Below are 18,356 nucleotides of genomic sequence, written 5' to 3' on the forward strand. Positions count from 1 at the left end.
TTCAGCCAATAAAATGAAAAAAATATTACTCTTAACTTTAGGTATTATATTTTACTTTCAAGCGTTTTCTCAGTCTCAAAATAATTACAGCTATAGTATAGGAATTAAAGCCGCCAGCTTTGGCGATTTTCCTAAATTAATGAATGAGGTTAGAGACGCTGAAAGCTTTACACCTTCTTATTTAAATGGCATTGTATTTAAATTTAACGATAACCAAATTAGCTATAGGTTTGTAGGTTCTAAATATTCTAATAATAATTATAGCTTTAAAAATGTTTGTCGGGATTGTGAAACCGTAAACGGTAATTTTTCTGATTTTACTTTAAAAGCTGGTTTTGAACGTAGCCTTATTTACGGAGTTTTCCAACCTTTTTATGGCTTAGATTTGGGATATAGAAGAATTTATTTTGATGGTATTGCCAACAATGTTAGTAACAATGCACTTTTATATGATGTTATTGTTGAAAAAAATGGAGCACTTATTCATCCCTTAATTGGTGTAAAAGTAAATTTATTAAAATCAAAATTTACCATTAGTGCAGAAGCTGGTTTAGATATACTTTACTCTAATGATAGAGAAACTAAAACTTTAAACGACGGTAATAGAACAACTTCTATTGCTAATTTTAGAAGATGGGGTTTTAATAACCTACCTTTAAGTATGCTAAGTTTGCAATATAATTTTGGACATCAATAAGGGTCTACATTAACCACCAGATAGCTTCCCTTATTGAGTTTATTAGCATCAAAATTGCTAATTTCCTTTCTCAAATATTCTTTTATTTTAGGTATAGATTGATGTTGTAAATCTATTTTTAAAATAATAGTTTGGATATAGTAGTTGCGGATACGCCCAATAAGCGGTGTTTGAGGACCAATAACCAAATCGCCCAAAGTTTTCTTTAATTCTCTGGCAAAACCTTCTGCAATTTGTTGGTTTTTAGCAAAATCTTTATGTTTAATATCGATATGAATTAAACGGTAAAAAGGAGGATATTTAAACTGCTTTCTTTCTAAAATCTCATGCCTGTACATGGCTTCATAATCATTATTCACAATTTGCTGTATCACCCGGTTTTTGGTATCATAAGTTTGAATGATTACTTTACCTTGCTTTTCTCTTCTTCCGGCTCTACCTGCAACTTGTGATAACATTTGAAAACTACGCTCATAAGCCCTAAAATCAGGAAACTGTAGCATACTATCGGCATTGATAACACCTATAGTAGTAACATTATCAAAATCCAAACCTTTGGCAACCATTTGTGTACCAACCAAAACATCCAAACGCTTTTCTTCAAAATCATTGATGATATGTTGATGGGCATTTTTATTTCTCGTAGTATCGTAATCTAAGCGGCCAATTTTTAAATCAGGAAGTAATACCCGTAAATCATCCTCTACTTTTTCTGTACCTAAGCCTTTATACTCGATATGCTTAGAACCACAAGCCGGACACTCGGTAATATTATCTTCTCTGTAACCACAATAATGGCAATGTAGTTTGCCTGATGCCTTATGGTAAGTTAAGCTAACATCACAATTGATGCACTTGGGTGTATTACCACAAGTTTTACAAATTAAAATAGGTACATAACCTCTCCGGTTTTGAAACAAAATAACCTGTTCTTTAACTTTTATAGCTTCTTGTATACGATCTATAAGTACGCTTGTAAAATTCTCTTTAATGGTTTTACGGGCCTTTTCTTCTGTTATACTCACTACCTCTATTTCTGGCAAGTTTACGCCGCTATAGCGCACATCCAACCTAACCAAACCATATTTTTGTTGGGTGGTTGCATTAAAGTAACTTTCTAAAGATGGTGTAGCAGAGCCTAACAAAACTTTAGCCTGATAAATATTAGCCAAAACAATAGCAACATCTCTGGCATGATAGCGTGGTGCTGGGTCGTACTGTTTATAACTGGCCTCATGCTCTTCATCAACAATGATGAAACCTAAATCTGCAAAAGGAAGAAACAAGGAAGAGCGAGCTCCTAAAATGATTTTAGCTTCATTTTTTAAAACTTTTTGCCAAATTTCAGCTCTTTCATTATCATTAAATTTACTATGGTAAACCACAATCTGATTTCCAAAATGGAACTTTAAGCGTTCTACTATTTGCGCTGTTAAAGCTATTTCTGGAAGCAAATAAAGTACTTGTTTGCCTAAGGCTAAGTACTCTTCCATTAAACGGATATACAGTTGAGTTTTACCAGAAGAGGTAATACCATGCAAAAGTGTAACCGGCCTCTCTTTAAAAGATAGCCTGATTTCATCAAAAGCTTTTTGCTGAGGTTCACTTAAAATAAAATCATTGGTATTTTCTTCATCATCAAAACTAAAACGACTGACAGTTTCTTCTTTAACCTCAAAAATCCCTTTATCTATTAAAGCTTTTATCACAGCTGCACTGGCACCACTAGCTTCTGCAAGGGTAGCTCTGGTGATTTTTAATTGCTCTTTTTGAAGTTTCAAATAAGCTAGTAAAGCATCTAATTGCTTTGGCGATTTTTCAAGAAGTTCAAACAATGCCTTCAGATGTTCTTTATCATCATAAAAACTATTTAAACGAAGATGCTTAACCGTTTTAGGTTTAAATTTTTCGTTTATTTCTTCTGATATAAAAACAATTCGCTTATCCAGCAAGCTTTTTATGATGGGAAATATAGTTTTCTGACCTAGTATTTTAGCAATTTCTTGTAGGCTAAGCTCGTTTTGGATTTCAAGAGCATCCACAACAATGTATTCCTTATCATTAAGGTTGCTTTTATCTATGTTTTCTTCATGACTCAGAATAATTTTTGTTTCGCTGGCTAATTTTAGTGCAGAAGGCAAAGCAGCAGCCATAACCTCGCCAGTAAAACATAAATAGTATTCGGCAATCCAATCCCATAGTTTTAATTGTTTTTGGGTGATGATGGGCTGGTCATCAATAATATCAATCAGGTATTTGGCTTCATAAGCCACTGGCGCTTTATCTGTAATAGAAGCAACAATAGCGGTATAAATCTTACTCTTTCCAAACTGCACTACAGCCCTCTTCCCTATAGCTAGTTCATCATTTAATTCAAACGGAACTCGGTAAGTATAAAACTTAGGTATTGCCAAAGGTAAAATTACCTCAGCAAATAAGGTTTTTCTGGAGGTGTGATGATCAAAATCTATCATTTATCTCTGAAGGCTGCTAATAATAAACTTAACCAACCCAAAATAAACAATAAGCCGCCAATGGGTGTAACCGGACCAAGAAAAGAAGCGCCATCCCAGCCCATATAATCTTTTAAAGATAAGATGTATAAAGAGCCACTAAATAGTAAAATACCGCCGGTAAAACAGTATGAAGAAAAATTTATAAGAGCATTTTTATACCTGGCAAAAGTACTTAAAAATAATAATGCAAACGTATGATAGAAATGATACTGAACAGCAGTATGCCAAACATCAAGGCTATCTACAGATAATATTTTTTTTAACGCATGAGCACCAAAGGCACCTAAAATTACGGCTAAAGCTCCAAAAAAAGCTGCTGTGATGATAATTCTCTTGTTCATAAACCCGCAGTGTAAATTGCTAATTTAATAAAGATGCAATCAATTTTCGGTGCTTCAATACAAAAATCTATTTTTGTTGAGAGGAAATATAAAATGAGAAAAATAATAATCACGATTAGCTTGCTTATAATTGCCGCTTTTGCTACTGCATGGCTGTATTTTAATAATATTTCTTCGTCTGAAAGTACTACAGAAAAAGCTTTTAACACGATACCCGCAGATGCTTCTCTGATTTTTGAATATAAGAATGAAACTTCTTTTTATGACATTTTTAAAGATTTCACACTTTTTGAAGCTGTTTTAGGACAGAATATCAGTAAACACTTAACAGCACTTAAAAATACTTTTATTGATAATACAAGTTTTAACGATGCTTTATCTACATCAGAACTTTACTTTTCTGTACACCAAACAGATAAAAACCAAGCCGATGTATTAATTATTGCTCCTTTAAATAATAAACAACTAGAAAGTAGCCAAGAAAGCATCCAGAATTTAAAGCAAAAGTTTAAAATAGAAGAAAAAGTTCTAAATAAAACTACAAGTTATACCCTCACATTTAATAACCAAAGCAAATTCTACTTTACATTGGCAAAAAATGTTTGGATAGGTAGTTTTAACGAAAATCTTGTTCAAAAAGCTCTTTTAGAAAGCTCAAATAAAAAACAAAAATTCTTTAAAGGCGAGAGTTTTAGCTCGGTAAGAAATAAGAATGCTATTGCCAACTTATATATCAATTACCCAAACTTAGCTTCTTTTTTAGCTGGATTTTCTAAAAAAGACAAACCCGCAGAAACAGAGAATTTAAAAACGTTTCCAGCATTTTCTAGCTTAAACATCAATTACCAAAAAAATGCTTTTATGTTTAGCGGAATAACAGAGCTAGAACAAAAAGGTAGCTATCCAGCTTTATTTTTAAACCAACAATCAGGAAAATGTACACTTTTAGATTTAGTTCCTTTTGATGCAGCTTCTTACCTATTTTACTTCGTTTCAAATCAGCAAACTTTTCAAAAGGATTTAAACGCCTTATTTGAGAAAAGAAAAGAGCGTAACAAAAAGAATAGCCAACTCCAAAATATCTCTCAAAGACATTCTATCAATATCGAGAAAGAATTTCCGCTGGTGTTAGGTAAAGAGTTTGGAAGTATACAGGTAGCATCTGGAAATAAAATTGGTATCATTAAAACTAACAATACCGGGAGACTATCTTTTATTTTATCAACCATTAGTACACCCATCAATTCAAAAATATCCAGATTTGATGATTCTGATATCCTCTACTACCATCTAGGTGATCCTTTCAAAGGCTTTAGAAGACCTTATTATGCTATAATTGAAAATCATTTGTTGGTTTCTAACAGCATGCAGGCACTTCATGGTTTTCTTCAAAACTATGAGGAGCAAAATTTCTTAAGCAGAACAGATAGAAATTTGCAGTTTCAGCAATATTTATCAAACCAAGGAAATATCTTTTATTTTTTACACAACAGTAATGCTAAGGCTGTTATAAAATCTTATTTAAGCAGCAAAGTAAATCAACAATTTAAAAGTGATGATTTTGGATGGAAAAATATTTACGGTATATCGGTACAATTTAGTGCCGATAAGGATAAATTTTTCACAAACCTTTATATGAGTAAAGTTCCTGAGCTAGAAGATACAAATACACAGGCAGACTCTTTACTTTTAGACTCCTTGTTAAAATAAACTTTATTTAACCCATATTTTTAGATAAATTTAATCATGAGAATTTGGGTGTTTATAAGCTTTATATCATTAACTTGTTTAGCAGCTAAAGCTCAGGAAACATCGCTTATACATTCTAAAACTGTATTTGATTCTTTTGAAAACCCTGTAAATACCGCTTTTACTCCAGAACTTAGTAGCAAATACGCAGTAAGCTTTTTGTTCCCCTCCTTTGGTGCGCAACTACGTTTTAAAGGAGATATAGAAACCAGTTTAAAATCTTATATTTTTAATAGAGATAGTATCAAAGGCGGTCCATTATTAGCAGCCAACAATCAAAATCAATTATCAGGTGATATCAATGCTTACCTGGCTATGTTTAAATTATTTAAAAGTCTAACATATCAAAGAGAGATTGGGGCATCTATACAATTTAGAAATATTGGTCAGACCCAATTACCCAATGCTTTATTTGCATTTTTAGATAGCTACGAAAATTTCAATGATCCCTTTCCAGGTGTTTTCAATAGCAATACATTAAACCAATCTTTCTGGCAATTTGGTTTAACTTACCGAGAAAATTATAATAAAAAACTTGCTTTTGGTGCTAAATTAAGCTTTTTAAGTGGCACAACTTATCATAAAATTAATATTCAAGAATCGGCTATTACCCCTTTAGATGATGGTTATGAAGCTTATTTTAATGGTACTTATCGTTCTAATTTAGGTGCAGATACTATAAAAATTAAAAACTTATTACCTAATTTCAAAAATCCAGGATTAGCCCTTACCCTTGGTAGTTCTTATACTTTTAAAAATGGCATTTATGTTACAGCGCATTTAAAAGATTTAGGTTTTATCAGATGGCATAAAAATGCTGTTTATTCTACTTTTAGTGATACTTTGGTACCAACCAAAATAAAGGAAATTAAACCCAATGGTAATATCAGAACAGAACTTAGCGAGATGATTGTGAGAAATGCCAGTTTAGAGAAGTTTAACAGCTTTTTACCCGCTCATATACAAATTGCTGCTTCCCGAAATTTTGGTTTTTATAAATCTGTTTTTGTGGCTACGCAGTATATTGATGGTAGGAGTACCCAATTAGCTTTACTTAACAATTTTAAAAAAGGTGCATTTAATATCGCTATCAATACCACGTATGAAAAACCCGATGGTTTGCAAATTGGTGGTTTATTGATGTTACAATCTATAAGTACCGAGTTTTATTTAGGCTCTGAAAAACTTCTTCCTAGCTACTATTTTACCAAAGGTTTGATAAGTAAAGATGGTAATATTGGTAAAAGTCCCACACAAATGAATGTTTTTATGGGTCTTAATATCAAGTTTGGCAGAAAAGTTCAAAGTGATGGAATGGCAGATTTTGTTGATGGATTAAATGACGAAGAAACGGGCTTTGTATATCGGTTAAGCAATAAAGAAAGAAGATCTATAAGAAAAGAAGCAGCAAGAAACAGTAAAAAAGCTGGTAAAAGAAGAAATTAAGCTTTTTTCTTTCCAGCTACATAATCCTTTAAATAATAAGGTTCAAAATAGGCTATATCTTCAAAAGCACCTTCTTTAAATTTCTCATAAGCTGGTTCTATTAAATCTTCGGCAGAATTAGAAAAATCATCCATTATTCTGGCATTTATATGTTTACCTAAAACCTCATCGCATTTAGGTGCTCCATCACCAAAAAAATAAACAATATAAGTATCTAAAATAGCCTTAAAAGAATTTTCATCTACAATTACTGCTTCTGTAACTTTTAAAAACTCTACGTCCTTATTATAAAAAGCCGTATACACCTCCATCCTTCTGGCATCTATCATGGGGCAAAAAATGGTATTTCCGTTTACAGAATAGCATTTTTTAATAAATCCATTAGCCATTGCTGTTAAAGTATTGATAGCAATTAACGGAATATCCAAAGCAAAACATAAGCCTTTAGCAGTAGAAACACCTATCCTCAAACCTGTATAAGACCCTGGCCCCATGCTAACGGCAACAGCTTTAAGCTCTTTAAAACTTTTTTGATTCCTTTTTAACAACTCATCAATAAAAACGGTTAAAGAGGCTGCATGTATATTAGCCTCTGTACGTTCTATTTTATCCATAAAAACACCGCTCTCTGCCAAAGCAACAGAACAAGTGCTGGTAGCTGTTTCTATATGTAAAATAAGTGCCATATTGTTTAAGGTACCGGATCATGCCCATGCCCCCCCCAAGGGTGACACTTCCTAATTCTATTTAAAGTTAACCACATCCCTTTAAAAGGGCCATATTTTTTAATTGCATCAATACCATATTGAGAGCAAGTAGGTGTAAACCTACATGATGCACCTAATAACGGAGATAGCAAATATTGATAAAGTTTTATCAGCAACAAAAACAACAATGAAAATATTTGTTTGATAAAGCCCATTACTTAACCATTTGCTTTTCTAGATTAATTAAAGCTAATGACAGCTTCTGATAAATATACGAGTAATCTAATAGCTCTTTGCCAACATAATGAAACGCTACTAAAAGCTGCTTTTCCTGAGTTTGTAAAAAAGGATACAAGGAAACAGATTTTTGTAATCTATAAGCCTCCTTTATCCTTCTTTTGATAAGATTTCTATCAACACTTTTCTTAAATCTCTTTTTAGGAACAGAGATAACAATTTGTACAGGATATTTTTGTGGCTCTTGATTAATTTGCCAAGTTACCCGGAAAGGATAAAATAAAAAAGAAGAACCATTGTTAAAAAGCTCTGCTAAGAGTTTTTTGCTACACAATCGTTCTTCTTTTGTAAATTGAAAATTTTTCATTGCATAAACCCGATTAGTAAATATAGAGACATCGGATTATACATTCACCTTAAAAAGGTAATGAACGCAATTAAAATTATGCTTTATGACGACGCTCGTCAGAAACTGTTAATCTTTTTCTGCCTTTAGCTCTTCTAGATGCTAATACTCTTCTACCATTTGCAGTAGACATTCTTTCTCTGAAACCATGCTTGTTTCTTCTTTTTCTTTGAGAAGGCTGGAATGTTCTTTTCATGATTATATATAATAATAATTTCGCTCTATAAAATAAGAGTGCAAATATAGACTTGTTTTTCTATAAATCAAAACCTAAATAGAAATAAATTAAAATATATGAGCTCTTATTTTGATTTTAATAAATCTCTTATTTCTGTTAATAGTATTTCCTCTTTACTTGGGGCTGGAGGTGCTGCCGGAGCTGCTTCCTTATCTTTTTTATTGATCTTATTAACCCCTTTTATAATCATAAAAAGTACAAAAGCCACGATAATAAACGCTATAACCTGCGATAAAAAGTTACCATATTTAATTGCCGTACCTGGTATTACTAATTGACTAAGCTCTGTTAAATTTGCAGCACTTAAAGCAGGAGTTAAAATTGCAGGCGTAATCACATCATCCACTAATGAACTTACAATTTTCCCAAAAGCGGCACCTATTACCACACCAACCGCCAAATCAATAACGTTACCTTTAACAGCAAATTCTTTAAATTCTTTTATTATTCCCATCAGTTTTGGTTTTAATTTTGTTAATAATGATTGAAATTATAAAAAAAAACAATTAACTAAAAAAAACTACTTAATTATCATTTAAATAATGATTAAACTAGTACTGTTTTTACGAACAGCTTTGTTTAACTTTGCCATTTCTGATACATTATTATGCTTAAACAAAATCTTCAACAAAAATTATTACAAAAATTATCTCCTCAGCAAATACAGTTTATCAAACTGTTACAAGTTCCTACGGTTGCTTTAGATACCAGAATAAAAGAAGAACTAGAAGAAAACCCTGCTTTAGAGGATATTAGCTTAGCTGATATGAGTGAGCCGATTGATGAATATCCGGATAAAGACCCTGATGAAGATTTTAGAGCAGACGACGCTCATGATGACTTTGATGAATTTAATGTTGATGATTATCTGCAAGATGATAATATCAATGATTATGGAAGCAGGTATGATAGTAACGATGATGATGAAGACAAAAAAGAGCTTCCTATCGCTATAAACAATACTTTTTTTGAAAACTTACAAGCCCAACTCGATTTAATTCCGCTTGAGGATAAAGAATATCTAATTGCACAACAAATTATAGGTAGTTTGGATGATGACGGATACTTAAGAAGACCTATACCTTCTTTGGTTGATGATTTAGCTTTTTCACAAAGTGTTTTGGCAGAAGATGAAGAAGCAGAAGAGATGCTAAAAGTCATCCAAACTTTTGATCCTCCGGGTGTAGGTGCTAGAGATTTACAAGAATGTCTACTCATACAGCTCAGAAAAAAGGACACTTCTTCTAAAACAATAGAAATAGCTATTAATATTGTTGAAAACTATTTAGACGAGTTTACCAAAAAACATTACGATAGATTAGAAAAATCTTTAGGCTTATCCTCAGAAGAATTAAAAGAAGTTATTAACGAAATCTTGAAGTTAAACCCCAAACCCGGAGATTCTGGCGTATCTAACCTTAAGCAAATGCAGGTTATCCCAGATTTTCATATTTCAAAGAATGATGGGGTGCTTACACTTACATTAAATTCTAAAAACGCTCCAGAACTGAGGGTGAGCAAATCTTACCAAGAAATGTTTCAGCATTACGAAAAAACTGCTGATAAAGATAAAAAGCTTAAGGAAGCTGTTCATTTTGTGAAGCAAAAGTTAGACTCGGCGAAATGGTTTATTGATGCCATTAAGCAAAGACAGCAAACCTTGCTAAAAACCATGAATGCTATTATGCACTACCAGTATGAATATTTTCTTTCTGATGGCGATGAGCGCTACCTAAAACCTATGATATTAAAAGATATTGCTGATAAAATAGGTATGGATATATCAACGGTGTCTAGAGTAGCTAATTCTAAATATGTACAAACAGAATTTGGTACTTATTTACTAAAGTCTTTCTTCTCAGAAGCGATACAAACAGAAAGTGGCGAAGAGGTATCTAACAAAGAAGTAAAGAAAATTTTAGAAGAGTGTATTGGTAATGAAGATAAAAGAAAGCCTTTAGCAGATGAAAAATTGACTGAGATTTTAAAAGATAAAGGCTATAACATTGCTAGAAGAACGGTAGCAAAATATCGTGAACAAATGGGAATACCTGTTGCCCGATTAAGAAAAGAACTATAAAAATTCATCGTAATAGGCTTAAAGCTTTAAGCCTATTACAATTTCATGTGTACCGTTTGATACGGTAAAAAGAGACTTGCCATAATTTTAAGCTTTTTAAAAGTTTATATTTTTCATACTATCCCTAAAACTTTTCTACACCAGCCAACGTAATTGTTAGTAATTTTGAGGAAGTTTAAGTTTATTCTAATGTAAATATTAGTCTAATTAAAGTTAAATATTTTTTAAAATATTTAATCCGATTTTTTCAAGTCTTAACTATTCAATATCATTAAAAAATTAGATATCAATGCCCGAAGAATTATCATCACTAACTACTAATGTATATGTAATTATTCCGGCATATAATGAAGAACAATCCATAGCTAAAGTTATAAACGCTATACCTAAAGAATTGGTTAAAACAGTTGTTGTAGCCAATAATAATTCTAAGGACAATACCAAAATACAAGCAGAAATGGCTGGCGCTGTAGTTGTTGACGAACCTCGCTCTGGTTATGGGTATGCTTGTTTAAAAGGTATAGACTTCTTAAGTAGCCAATATATTAAGTCACAAGATATTGTTGTTTTTTTAGACGGTGATTTTTCTGACTACCCTGAAGAAATTCCAGCTATTATTAATCCGATTTTAAAAAAACAAGCCGACTTAGTTATTGGTTCCAGAGCTTTAGGCGTCAAAGAAAAAAACTCCATGACTATTCCACAAGAGTTTGGTAATTGGTTAGCTACTAAATTAATCAAGTTGTTTTATGGAGTTAAATTTACAGACTTAGGACCATTTAGAGCTATAACATGGTTACATTTGCAACAAATTAACATGCAAGACAAAACCTACGGCTGGACAGTGGAGATGCAAATTAAAGCTGCTAAACAAGGTTTAAGATGCATTGAAGTACCGGTTAAATACCGTAAAAGAATTGGCGTTAGTAAAGTCTCTGGAACGGTGAAAGGTGTTATTTTAGCTGGTTATAAAATAATTTGGATGATTTTTAAAAATCTATAAAGCAAAATGTTTATACAGTATTCTATCTTAATCATTTATGCTTTTTGCTTATTAGCCATTTTCATTTTTAGTATTGGCCAAGCTTTCCTGATTTACTACTACATCAAATCATCCAAAAAAGAAGTTAAAGCTTTGTCATGGCACCATCAGCCTAAAGTAACGGTACAATTACCTCTATTTAATGAGCTTTATGTTGTAAAACGATTGATAAAGAGTGTTTGCGAGCTGGATTATCCAAAAGAACTATTAGAAATACAAGTGCTGGATGATTCTACTGACGATTCTTTGGCTTTAACAGCTCAATTGGTAAAAGAGCAGCAAGCTGATGGCTTTAATATTAAACATATCACCAGAACAAAAAATATTGGTTTTAAAGCGGGAGCTTTACAACATGGATTAGAACAAGCTTCTGGAGAATTAATAGCTATTTTTGATGCCGATTTTGTGCCCTCACAGGACTTTTTACAGAAACTTGTCCCTTACTTTCAAGATGCTAAGCTGGGTATGGTACAAAGCAAATGGGAACATTTAAACGAGGATTATTCCTTATTAACAAAAATTCAAAGTTTTGGCTTAGATGGTCATTTTACAGTTGAACAAACAGGCAGAAATAAGCAGAATTTATTCATCAATTTTAATGGTACAGCTGGTATTTGGCGTAAAGCCTGTATTGTAGAGGCTGGCGGCTGGCAACATGATACCTTAACTGAAGACTTAGATTTAAGTTATAGAGCGCAACTAAAAGGCTGGAAATTTAAATATGTTGAAGACTTTAGCACACCTGCAGAACTCCCTATGGAGCTTAACGCCTACAAATCACAACAACACCGCTGGACAAAAGGCGCTATTGAAACCTCTAAGAAAATGCTTTCTCAGATTTGGAAATCAGATGAAAGCCTTGCCCGTAAGATTTTTGGCTCTTTACATTTACTTAACTCTTACGCCTTTTTACTTGTGTTTACGGCTAGTATATTAAGTTTACCTATTCTGGTTATTAAAAATCTTCATTTGGTAGACATTTTATACTTTAACTTGATGACTATTTTTGTTGGAGGATTTATTATAGTTACTATTTTTTATACAACATCCTACTTCTCTAAAAAAACCAGCCTCTTAAACTTCGTAAAGCTTTTTCCGGTTTTTTTATCTTTCTCTATGGCGATGAGTTTCCACAACGCTATAGCTGTTTTAGAAGGTATTTTTGGGTTTAAATCTGATTTTATCAGAACACCAAAATTCAATATCAACAATAAAAAAGAAGGCTTTAAGGATAATATCTATATCAAGAAAAGTTTACCAAAATCATTTTATGTAGAGCTATTCTTAACTTTTTATTTCCTTAGCGGGATGATGATGTCTTTTATCTATCAGGATTTTGGTCTACTCCCCTTTCATACGCTACTGTTCTGTGGTTTTTGTATGCTTAATTTTTATTCCATTAAACACAGCTTAGGAGGATTAAAAATTAAGGCTTAACCAGCAGATTTTCAATTTCTTTAATCAATAAATTTAGCTTTTTAATGAGTACTTGAAGTGTTTCATTAAATTGACTATCCCACTTTTCTGCTTGTTGCAAAACTAGTTCTTGCTCCCTAAACAATACCGCTAAAGGCCTTGCACCCACTTGTGCAACACGTCCGGCAATACGATGAGCTACCAAACTAGCCTCTTCTAAATTTTGTTGTTGAATACTATTTTCTAGCATCTTTATATCTTGGCAACAATCTTCAACAAACCGATTTAAGATATTTACAGTTTGTTCCCAATCGCCAAAAGTCATTTTCTCTAAAGCAGTTAAATCAAATTCTGGCTGATTCTCATTTTCAAAATCAACGGCAGGTAAACTCCCATTTAAAAGAATAGAAAGCAATTGTTCTTCTTTAAAAGGTTTCATCAATAAGCCATCAAAACCACTATTTAACACTTGTGCTCTTTCTTCTGGTAAAACCTGCGCTGTTAAAGCGTACACCGATACATCTGAATGTTGAATTTTTTCTTTTAATTTTTTACAAAGTGTTATACCGTTCATACCCGGCATACGCATATCTAAAAACATAAACTTAACATCATCAGTAATTTTTGCTTCCAAAGCCTCTTCTGGCGATGAAAAACATTGATAAGCTATTTGATGATGAGCAAAAATTAACGAACATAAATCTAAAATGAATGGATCATCATCTACTACCCATATTTTACCATTAAAAGCCGTTGATAGTAAAGTGTTTTTCACCCCTAATATACTACCCTCATGAGGCTTATTTACTTCTTTAAACTTTAGATAAACAGTAAATGAACTTCCATTTGAAGGACTGCTCTTCACGTGTATTCTACCCTCCTGACTTTCCACTAAGGCTTTAACTATGCTTAGTCCTAACCCGGCACCGGCCCTATTCATCTCCTTGTTTTCAGGATTGTTGGCTTGTTCAAATTCGTTAAAAATCAGCTTAAGTTCTTCTTTAGTCATTCCAATTCCGGTATCTTCAACAACAAACATAAAATGCACATCATCAGCTTGCTTTTTATAAGATACTGCGATGCTAACCATGCCTGCATGGGTAAATTTTATGGCATTGCTTAACAAATTGTAGAGAATTTGTTTCAGCCTAAAAGCATCACCTTCTACCCACAAGTCATCGTCAATATCAAAATCCTGAACAATTTTAAGTTCTTTTTTCTCCGCTTGTAAGTGCATCACAGAAAGCACCTCGGTTAAAAGTTTTTGCATATTAAAAACTTCATGAGAGAAAGTAAGCTTTCCTGAGACAATGCGGTTATAGTCTAAAACCTCATTTACAATTTGCATTAAGTGCTCTGATGAATGATAAATAGCATCAATATCTTTTTTACGAGGATTTTCTTGTTTTCTGATCAATTCTGAATATCCGATGATAGCTTGTAGAGGCGTTCTAATCTCGTGGCTCATGTTAGACAAAAAGCGTTGTTTTGCTAAACTATGATACTCGGCTTCTTCTTTAGCTAACTCTAAATCTTTACGGTATTGGTTGCTTTTAGCGATATCAGAAAGAATAAAATAAAGTAAGATAACTGTGACTAAGAAAAAAACAATGATGATGATACTGATTTGCTTGATGCTATCATTTACCACTTCACGGGCTTCTTTATTGTTGATTTCTATTTGCTTAACAGCTTCGCTTTCTACCTCACGTAAAACGGTTAACATTTTATTGATGAGTAAATCGCTGGTACTAGCTAAAATGGATTCTCTATTGATAAAAACTTCACTTTTTTTACGTTGAACTTCTTCTAATTGCCTAATGGTTTTCTCCACATTTTGGATAATACTATCTTGACGTGATAAGGCTAAGGTATCTACTTTTACATCAAGTTCCTCATTCATGATATTGAAAGACTGATTACTTTTATCTGTCTTTTTCTTACTGAATAATTTACCAAAGAAAGTTTTAGGCTCTTCGGTAGACTTATTTCCATCGGCGTCTTTTATGGTAGTGGTTAGTGTTCTTTTTTCTGAACGTAAAACTAAACTATCCAGATCTTTGGATGATTCATTAACCAAAGCATTTAACTCTGCAACTTGGTTAGAAAATGAGTTATTATTGAGTAACCCTTCTCTCACTTTTAAGTAATTGATGAATAAGCGGTCTCTTTCTTTCAGTAGCTCATTCATAGATTTGATACGGCTAAGCTGTAAAGAATCATTAACGTAAAGTTTGCTTAGGCTATCAATACCTAAACTTAATTGCTTGGTTTCTTCTAAAAAAATACTGTAATCGCCAGGGTTGTTTAGTGCTTGAGCTTTTTGTAATTGGTCTAAACTGATGATTTTGAACGTAAGCTCATTTACCAATCTTAAGCGTTCGCCGGGTTTAGCAACATCTTCAAAAGAATTAAGCATTTTGTTAAACGCATACTTACTGGTAGCCCATGCAAGACCTAAAGCTATACAAGCAAAAAATGCTGCTATAATAATTTTACCCCGAACAGATTGGCTAAAGCTTTTTGTTTGTTGGTTCATTAAAAAGCTTTAAGCAAAATTTAATCCAAACAAAAAAGAGGCTGTATCAAATCATCACTTTGTGTCAGGAGCGGAGTCGAAGCCTTTTCTTATCCTTCGACTTCGCTCAGGATGACAACAAAGGTCCGCTCAATGTGACAAATATGATTTAGGAGACAGCCTCTTAGATATGTATAAGGAAATAGATTAAAACAATCCCAACTGCCCTTTATCGTCTATATCAATATCATCAGGATTGGTAATTTCAAAATCTATTTTCTTAATAGGTTTTGATTCTGATGGCTCGGCTTGCTTTTCTTCTTCTTCAGATTCATCAGTTATTTCTGTTGCATTAGGCTCTAACCCTTCTGTTTCATCTTCCTCTAAAGATGCTACAGACTTTTCTTCTTCTATTTCTTCTTCTAGCTCATCAGTTAATAAAGTAACTTTTTGCACATCATGCGGACTTAACTTATTGCCTTGTGCTTTGATACCTTTTACATCTATCAGCTCTGCTAAATTAACTTCGCTTTCATCAAAAAGCTGGCTTTTACCTTTTAAAGCTTCTATTTTAACTATGGGTTGTTGCGCTTTGGTAATGATCATCATCTTAGAACCAGGCTCTTCATTAATAAAACCAATTCTTTTACCTATGGCTATATCCTCAAACTTAAAGCGTTTGATATAGTAAACTTTTGTTTTTCCGTCTTGATGGATAACAGCATAAATCGTTTCTGGATTAAACTTTTCCATCCTCACCATTTTATCATCAAAATGGTTGGTTAAATCAAAGCTGCTGAGTTCGTAACTGCCATCAGCAAAAACACATAATATTTTATCTTCTGCTTGGAACTCACCTAAGAAACGTCCATGACCGTTTTCATTTAAGCGTTTTACCACATCATCAAACCAAATTCTTCTTCCGGCAAGGGTAGAAACTCCTTTAGATTTTAGAGTGATTTTCTTTACTGCATATTTGGTTGCGATATTACCTTGAGAGGCTCTTCCTTTAATGGCTGTCTCGGCAAAATCTAAATCGAAACTTAGTTTACGGAGTTTAGACATCGGCTTTAAAGCCACGTTCACTACTTCTGCTTCCCCATTGGGGTTAGCTGTAAAATACAATACTTTAGAGCCTTTGGTTCCTTTGGTTAAATCGTATTCCTTATCTCTGGTAACACCACCAACGGCAAATCTTTTCATGTAAGATGTGCCTGTTTTACCATCTTTATAAATCATGTTATAAATGGTGCGGTCATCATTCTTTTTAAATACACCTACGTGTAAAATACCTTTCCCTACAAAGGTTTTGTCTTGGACTTTAGTTACCAGGCAGATACCATCTTCTCTAAAAACGATGATGTCGTCTAAATCAGAACAATCAAAAACATATTCATCTTTTCTTAAACCTGTTCCTACAAAACCATCTTCACGGTTTACATAAAACTTGGTATTAGCTAAAGCTACCTGTGAGGCCTCTACCTTATCAAAAGCTCTAATTTCTGTTTTACGACCTCTATCTTTCCCGTACTTTTCTTTTAGTTTTAGGAAATAATCAATAGCGAAATCTGTAAGATGCTTTAAGTTCTTTTTAATTTGGATGATGTCTTTTTCTAGAGCTGCCATTTGCTCATCCGCTTTTTTAACATCAAAGCGGGTGATGCTACTCATAGGTTTATCAATTAACCTTTTAAAATCTTCAGCTAAAATTTCTCTGTAAAGAGATGACTTAAATGGTTCAAAAAGTTGATGTAATACTTTTACAACTTCATCAAAATTTGATGAGTTTTCATATTCAGGATGTTTATACATCCCCTCCTGAATGAATATTTTTAGTAACGAGCTAAAGAAAATCTTTTCTTGCAAATCATGCAATTTAATCTCTAACTCCCTTTTTAATAGGTTTTTGGTGTAATGTGTACTCTCTATCAGAATATCATTTACACTCATAAAATGAGGCTTATCGCCTTTGATAACACAGGTATTTGGCGAGATAGATGTTTCACAAGCTGTAAAAGCGTATAAAGCATCTATGGTAACATCTGGAGATATACCTGGCGCCAGATGAATCAAAATCTCTACATCTTTAGCTGTATTATCTTCTATTTTCTTGATTTTGATTTTCCCCTTATCATTAGCCGCAATAATACTATCAATTAAACCGATAGTTGTAGTGCTGAAAGGAATTTCTGTAATAACTAAAGTCTTTTTATCAAGCTCTGAAATTTTAGCTCGAACCCTGATTTTACCACCGCGTTGCCCTTCGTTATAAGCAGAGAAATCTGCCATACCACCGGTTTGAAAATCAGGAAGGATATCTGGTCTGTTTCCTTTTAAAACCTCTATAGAAGCATCTATCAGCTCAACAAAATTGTGAGGCATAACTTTGGTGGCTAAACCTACCGCTATACCCTCTGCGCCTTGCGCTAGTAATAACGGGAATTTTACAGGCAGCGTAACGGGTTCTTTATTTCTACCATCATAAGAAGCTTGCCATTCTGTAGTATCAGGATTAAACACAACATCTAAGGCAAACTTAGATAATCTGGCCTCTATGTAACGAGGAGCTGCTGCAGAATCTCCGGTAATAGGGTCTCCCCAGTTTCCTTGGGTATCAATTAAAAGATTTTTCTGACCAATTTGGACCATAGCATCGCCAATAGAAGCATCACCGTGGGGGTGATATTTCATGGTATTACCAATAACATTTGCCGCTTTATTAAAACGACCATCGTCCATTTCTTTTAAAGAGTGAAGAATACGTCTTTGTACAGGCTTTAAACCATCATGTATATGAGGTACAGCCCTATCCAAAATTACATAAGAAGCATAATCTAAGAACCAGTTCTCGTACAGGCCGTTTATAGCCGTTACATTATGAAGTACTTCTTCGTTTTCGTAATTGTTTTCTTCCATATTATTATAAACTATAGAGATTACATTTATTAATCCCCATTCTTGTT

The 18,356-nt window shown here is 33.1% G+C and carries 15 protein-coding genes; 6 read left to right on the top strand and 9 right to left on the bottom strand.

The window, feature by feature from the left end:
- Positions 1-13: 13 nt before the first annotated feature.
- Positions 14-697, top strand: coding sequence for a hypothetical protein (locus B2745_RS10135; RefSeq protein ID WP_304066042.1), 684 nt, complete (start codon positions 14-16; stop codon positions 695-697).
- Here the strand turns inward: B2745_RS10135 and priA are convergent.
- On the bottom strand, positions 691-3,171 hold the full coding sequence (gene priA / locus B2745_RS10140) for a replication restart helicase PriA (RefSeq protein WP_304066044.1): 2,481 nt from the start codon (positions 3,169-3,171) through the stop codon (positions 691-693). The two genes, B2745_RS10135 and priA, sit on opposite strands and share 7 nt — an antisense overlap.
- Complete coding sequence (locus B2745_RS10145) at positions 3,168-3,554, bottom strand: DUF423 domain-containing protein (protein ID WP_026904031.1); 387 nt, start codon at positions 3,552-3,554, stop codon at positions 3,168-3,170. The genes priA and B2745_RS10145 overlap by 4 nt, the downstream gene beginning before the upstream one ends.
- Before the next feature lie 93 nt (positions 3,555-3,647).
- Here B2745_RS10145 and B2745_RS10150 point away from each other — a divergent pair, with 93 nt between their 5' ends.
- Complete coding sequence (locus B2745_RS10150) at positions 3,648-5,264, top strand: hypothetical protein (RefSeq protein WP_304066046.1); 1,617 nt, start codon at positions 3,648-3,650, stop codon at positions 5,262-5,264.
- Positions 5,265-5,300: 36 nt separating this feature from the next.
- Entirely contained in the window at positions 5,301-6,749 is a 1,449-nt protein-coding gene (locus B2745_RS10155; RefSeq protein ID WP_304066049.1) for a DUF5723 family protein, read from the top strand.
- On the opposite strand, the gene tsaB is transcribed toward B2745_RS10155, so the two are convergent.
- The 5 genes from tsaB to mscL all read right to left on the bottom strand — a co-directional run bounded on the left by tsaB (position 6,746) and on the right by mscL (position 8,791).
- Positions 6,746-7,435, bottom strand: a complete 690-nt coding sequence (gene tsaB, locus B2745_RS10160; protein ID WP_304066051.1) for a tRNA (adenosine(37)-N6)-threonylcarbamoyltransferase complex dimerization subunit type 1 TsaB — start codon at positions 7,433-7,435, stop codon at positions 6,746-6,748. The genes B2745_RS10155 and tsaB overlap by 4 nt on opposite strands.
- A 5-nt stretch (positions 7,436-7,440) precedes the next feature.
- The gene (gene yidD, locus B2745_RS10165) at positions 7,441-7,671 is read right to left on the bottom strand and encodes a membrane protein insertion efficiency factor YidD (RefSeq protein WP_304066053.1); all 231 of its coding nucleotides are present in this window, start codon (positions 7,669-7,671) and stop codon (positions 7,441-7,443) included.
- On the bottom strand, positions 7,671-8,060 hold the full coding sequence (locus B2745_RS10170) for a ribonuclease P protein component (RefSeq protein ID WP_304066056.1): 390 nt from the start codon (positions 8,058-8,060) through the stop codon (positions 7,671-7,673). Before B2745_RS10170 ends, yidD begins: the two co-directional genes overlap by 1 nt.
- 76 nt (positions 8,061-8,136) lie before the next feature.
- Positions 8,137-8,295 (bottom strand): 50S ribosomal protein L34, encoded by a 159-nt coding sequence (gene rpmH / locus B2745_RS10175; protein ID WP_017258626.1) that lies wholly within the window; start codon positions 8,293-8,295, stop codon positions 8,137-8,139.
- 106 nt (positions 8,296-8,401) lie between these two features.
- Positions 8,402-8,791 (bottom strand): large-conductance mechanosensitive channel protein MscL, encoded by a 390-nt coding sequence (gene mscL, locus B2745_RS10180; RefSeq protein ID WP_026904025.1) that lies wholly within the window; start codon positions 8,789-8,791, stop codon positions 8,402-8,404.
- Positions 8,792-8,944: 153 nt separating this feature from the next.
- Between mscL and rpoN the strand changes: the two genes are divergently transcribed.
- The 3 genes from rpoN (at position 8,945) to B2745_RS10195 (ending at position 12,896) form a co-directional block, all read left to right on the top strand.
- Positions 8,945-10,417: an RNA polymerase factor sigma-54 gene (gene rpoN / locus B2745_RS10185; RefSeq protein ID WP_304066059.1), complete on the top strand. Its 1,473-nt coding sequence runs from the start codon at positions 8,945-8,947 to the stop codon at positions 10,415-10,417.
- Positions 10,418-10,706: 289 nt separating this feature from the next.
- Positions 10,707-11,420, top strand: coding sequence for a glycosyltransferase family 2 protein (locus B2745_RS10190; RefSeq protein WP_304066062.1), 714 nt, complete (start codon positions 10,707-10,709; stop codon positions 11,418-11,420).
- Between the two features lie 6 nt (positions 11,421-11,426).
- On the top strand, positions 11,427-12,896 hold the full coding sequence (locus B2745_RS10195; RefSeq protein WP_304066064.1) for a cellulose synthase family protein: 1,470 nt from the start codon (positions 11,427-11,429) through the stop codon (positions 12,894-12,896).
- On the opposite strand, the gene B2745_RS10200 is transcribed toward B2745_RS10195, so the two are convergent.
- Positions 12,886-15,414, bottom strand: coding sequence for an ATP-binding response regulator (locus B2745_RS10200; protein ID WP_304066067.1), 2,529 nt, complete (start codon positions 15,412-15,414; stop codon positions 12,886-12,888). The two genes, B2745_RS10195 and B2745_RS10200, sit on opposite strands and share 11 nt — an antisense overlap.
- 186 nt (positions 15,415-15,600) lie before the next feature.
- A complete protein-coding gene (locus tag B2745_RS10205; RefSeq protein ID WP_304066071.1) occupies positions 15,601-18,309 on the bottom strand; it encodes a DNA gyrase/topoisomerase IV subunit A in 2,709 nt (902 codons plus the stop codon).
- Positions 18,310-18,356: the final 47 nt, after the last annotated feature.

This window comes from Pedobacter glucosidilyticus (assembly GCF_002483235.1).
In the GTDB taxonomy this organism is placed as follows: domain Bacteria; phylum Bacteroidota; class Bacteroidia; order Sphingobacteriales; family Sphingobacteriaceae; genus Pseudopedobacter; species Pseudopedobacter glucosidilyticum_B.

What these genes read in the sequence shown, in the direction of transcription:
- B2745_RS10190 (WP_304066062.1), top strand. Translation starts at nt 10,707, where the DNA reads ATGCCCGAAGAATTATCATCACTAACTACTAATGTATATGTAATTATT.
- B2745_RS10145 (WP_026904031.1), bottom strand. Translation starts at nt 3,554, where the DNA reads ATGAACAAGAGAATTATCATCACAGCAGCTTTTTTTGGAGCTTTAGCC.
- rpmH (WP_017258626.1), bottom strand. Translation starts at nt 8,295, where the DNA reads ATGAAAAGAACATTCCAGCCTTCTCAAAGAAAAAGAAGAAACAAGCAT.
- B2745_RS10205 (WP_304066071.1), bottom strand. Translation starts at nt 18,309, where the DNA reads ATGGAAGAAAACAATTACGAAAACGAAGAAGTACTTCATAATGTAACG.
- priA (WP_304066044.1), bottom strand. Translation starts at nt 3,171, where the DNA reads ATGATAGATTTTGATCATCACACCTCCAGAAAAACCTTATTTGCTGAG.
- tsaB (WP_304066051.1), bottom strand. Translation starts at nt 7,435, where the DNA reads ATGGCACTTATTTTACATATAGAAACAGCTACCAGCACTTGTTCTGTT.
- mscL (WP_026904025.1), bottom strand. Translation starts at nt 8,791, where the DNA reads ATGGGAATAATAAAAGAATTTAAAGAATTTGCTGTTAAAGGTAACGTT.
- yidD (WP_304066053.1), bottom strand. Translation starts at nt 7,671, where the DNA reads ATGGGCTTTATCAAACAAATATTTTCATTGTTGTTTTTGTTGCTGATA.
- B2745_RS10150 (WP_304066046.1), top strand. Translation starts at nt 3,648, where the DNA reads ATGAGAAAAATAATAATCACGATTAGCTTGCTTATAATTGCCGCTTTT.
- B2745_RS10155 (WP_304066049.1), top strand. Translation starts at nt 5,301, where the DNA reads ATGAGAATTTGGGTGTTTATAAGCTTTATATCATTAACTTGTTTAGCA.
- B2745_RS10135 (WP_304066042.1), top strand. Translation starts at nt 14, where the DNA reads ATGAAAAAAATATTACTCTTAACTTTAGGTATTATATTTTACTTTCAA.
- B2745_RS10195 (WP_304066064.1), top strand. Translation starts at nt 11,427, where the DNA reads ATGTTTATACAGTATTCTATCTTAATCATTTATGCTTTTTGCTTATTA.
- B2745_RS10170 (WP_304066056.1), bottom strand. Translation starts at nt 8,060, where the DNA reads ATGAAAAATTTTCAATTTACAAAAGAAGAACGATTGTGTAGCAAAAAA.
- rpoN (WP_304066059.1), top strand. Translation starts at nt 8,945, where the DNA reads ATGCTTAAACAAAATCTTCAACAAAAATTATTACAAAAATTATCTCCT.
- B2745_RS10200 (WP_304066067.1), bottom strand. Translation starts at nt 15,414, where the DNA reads ATGAACCAACAAACAAAAAGCTTTAGCCAATCTGTTCGGGGTAAAATT.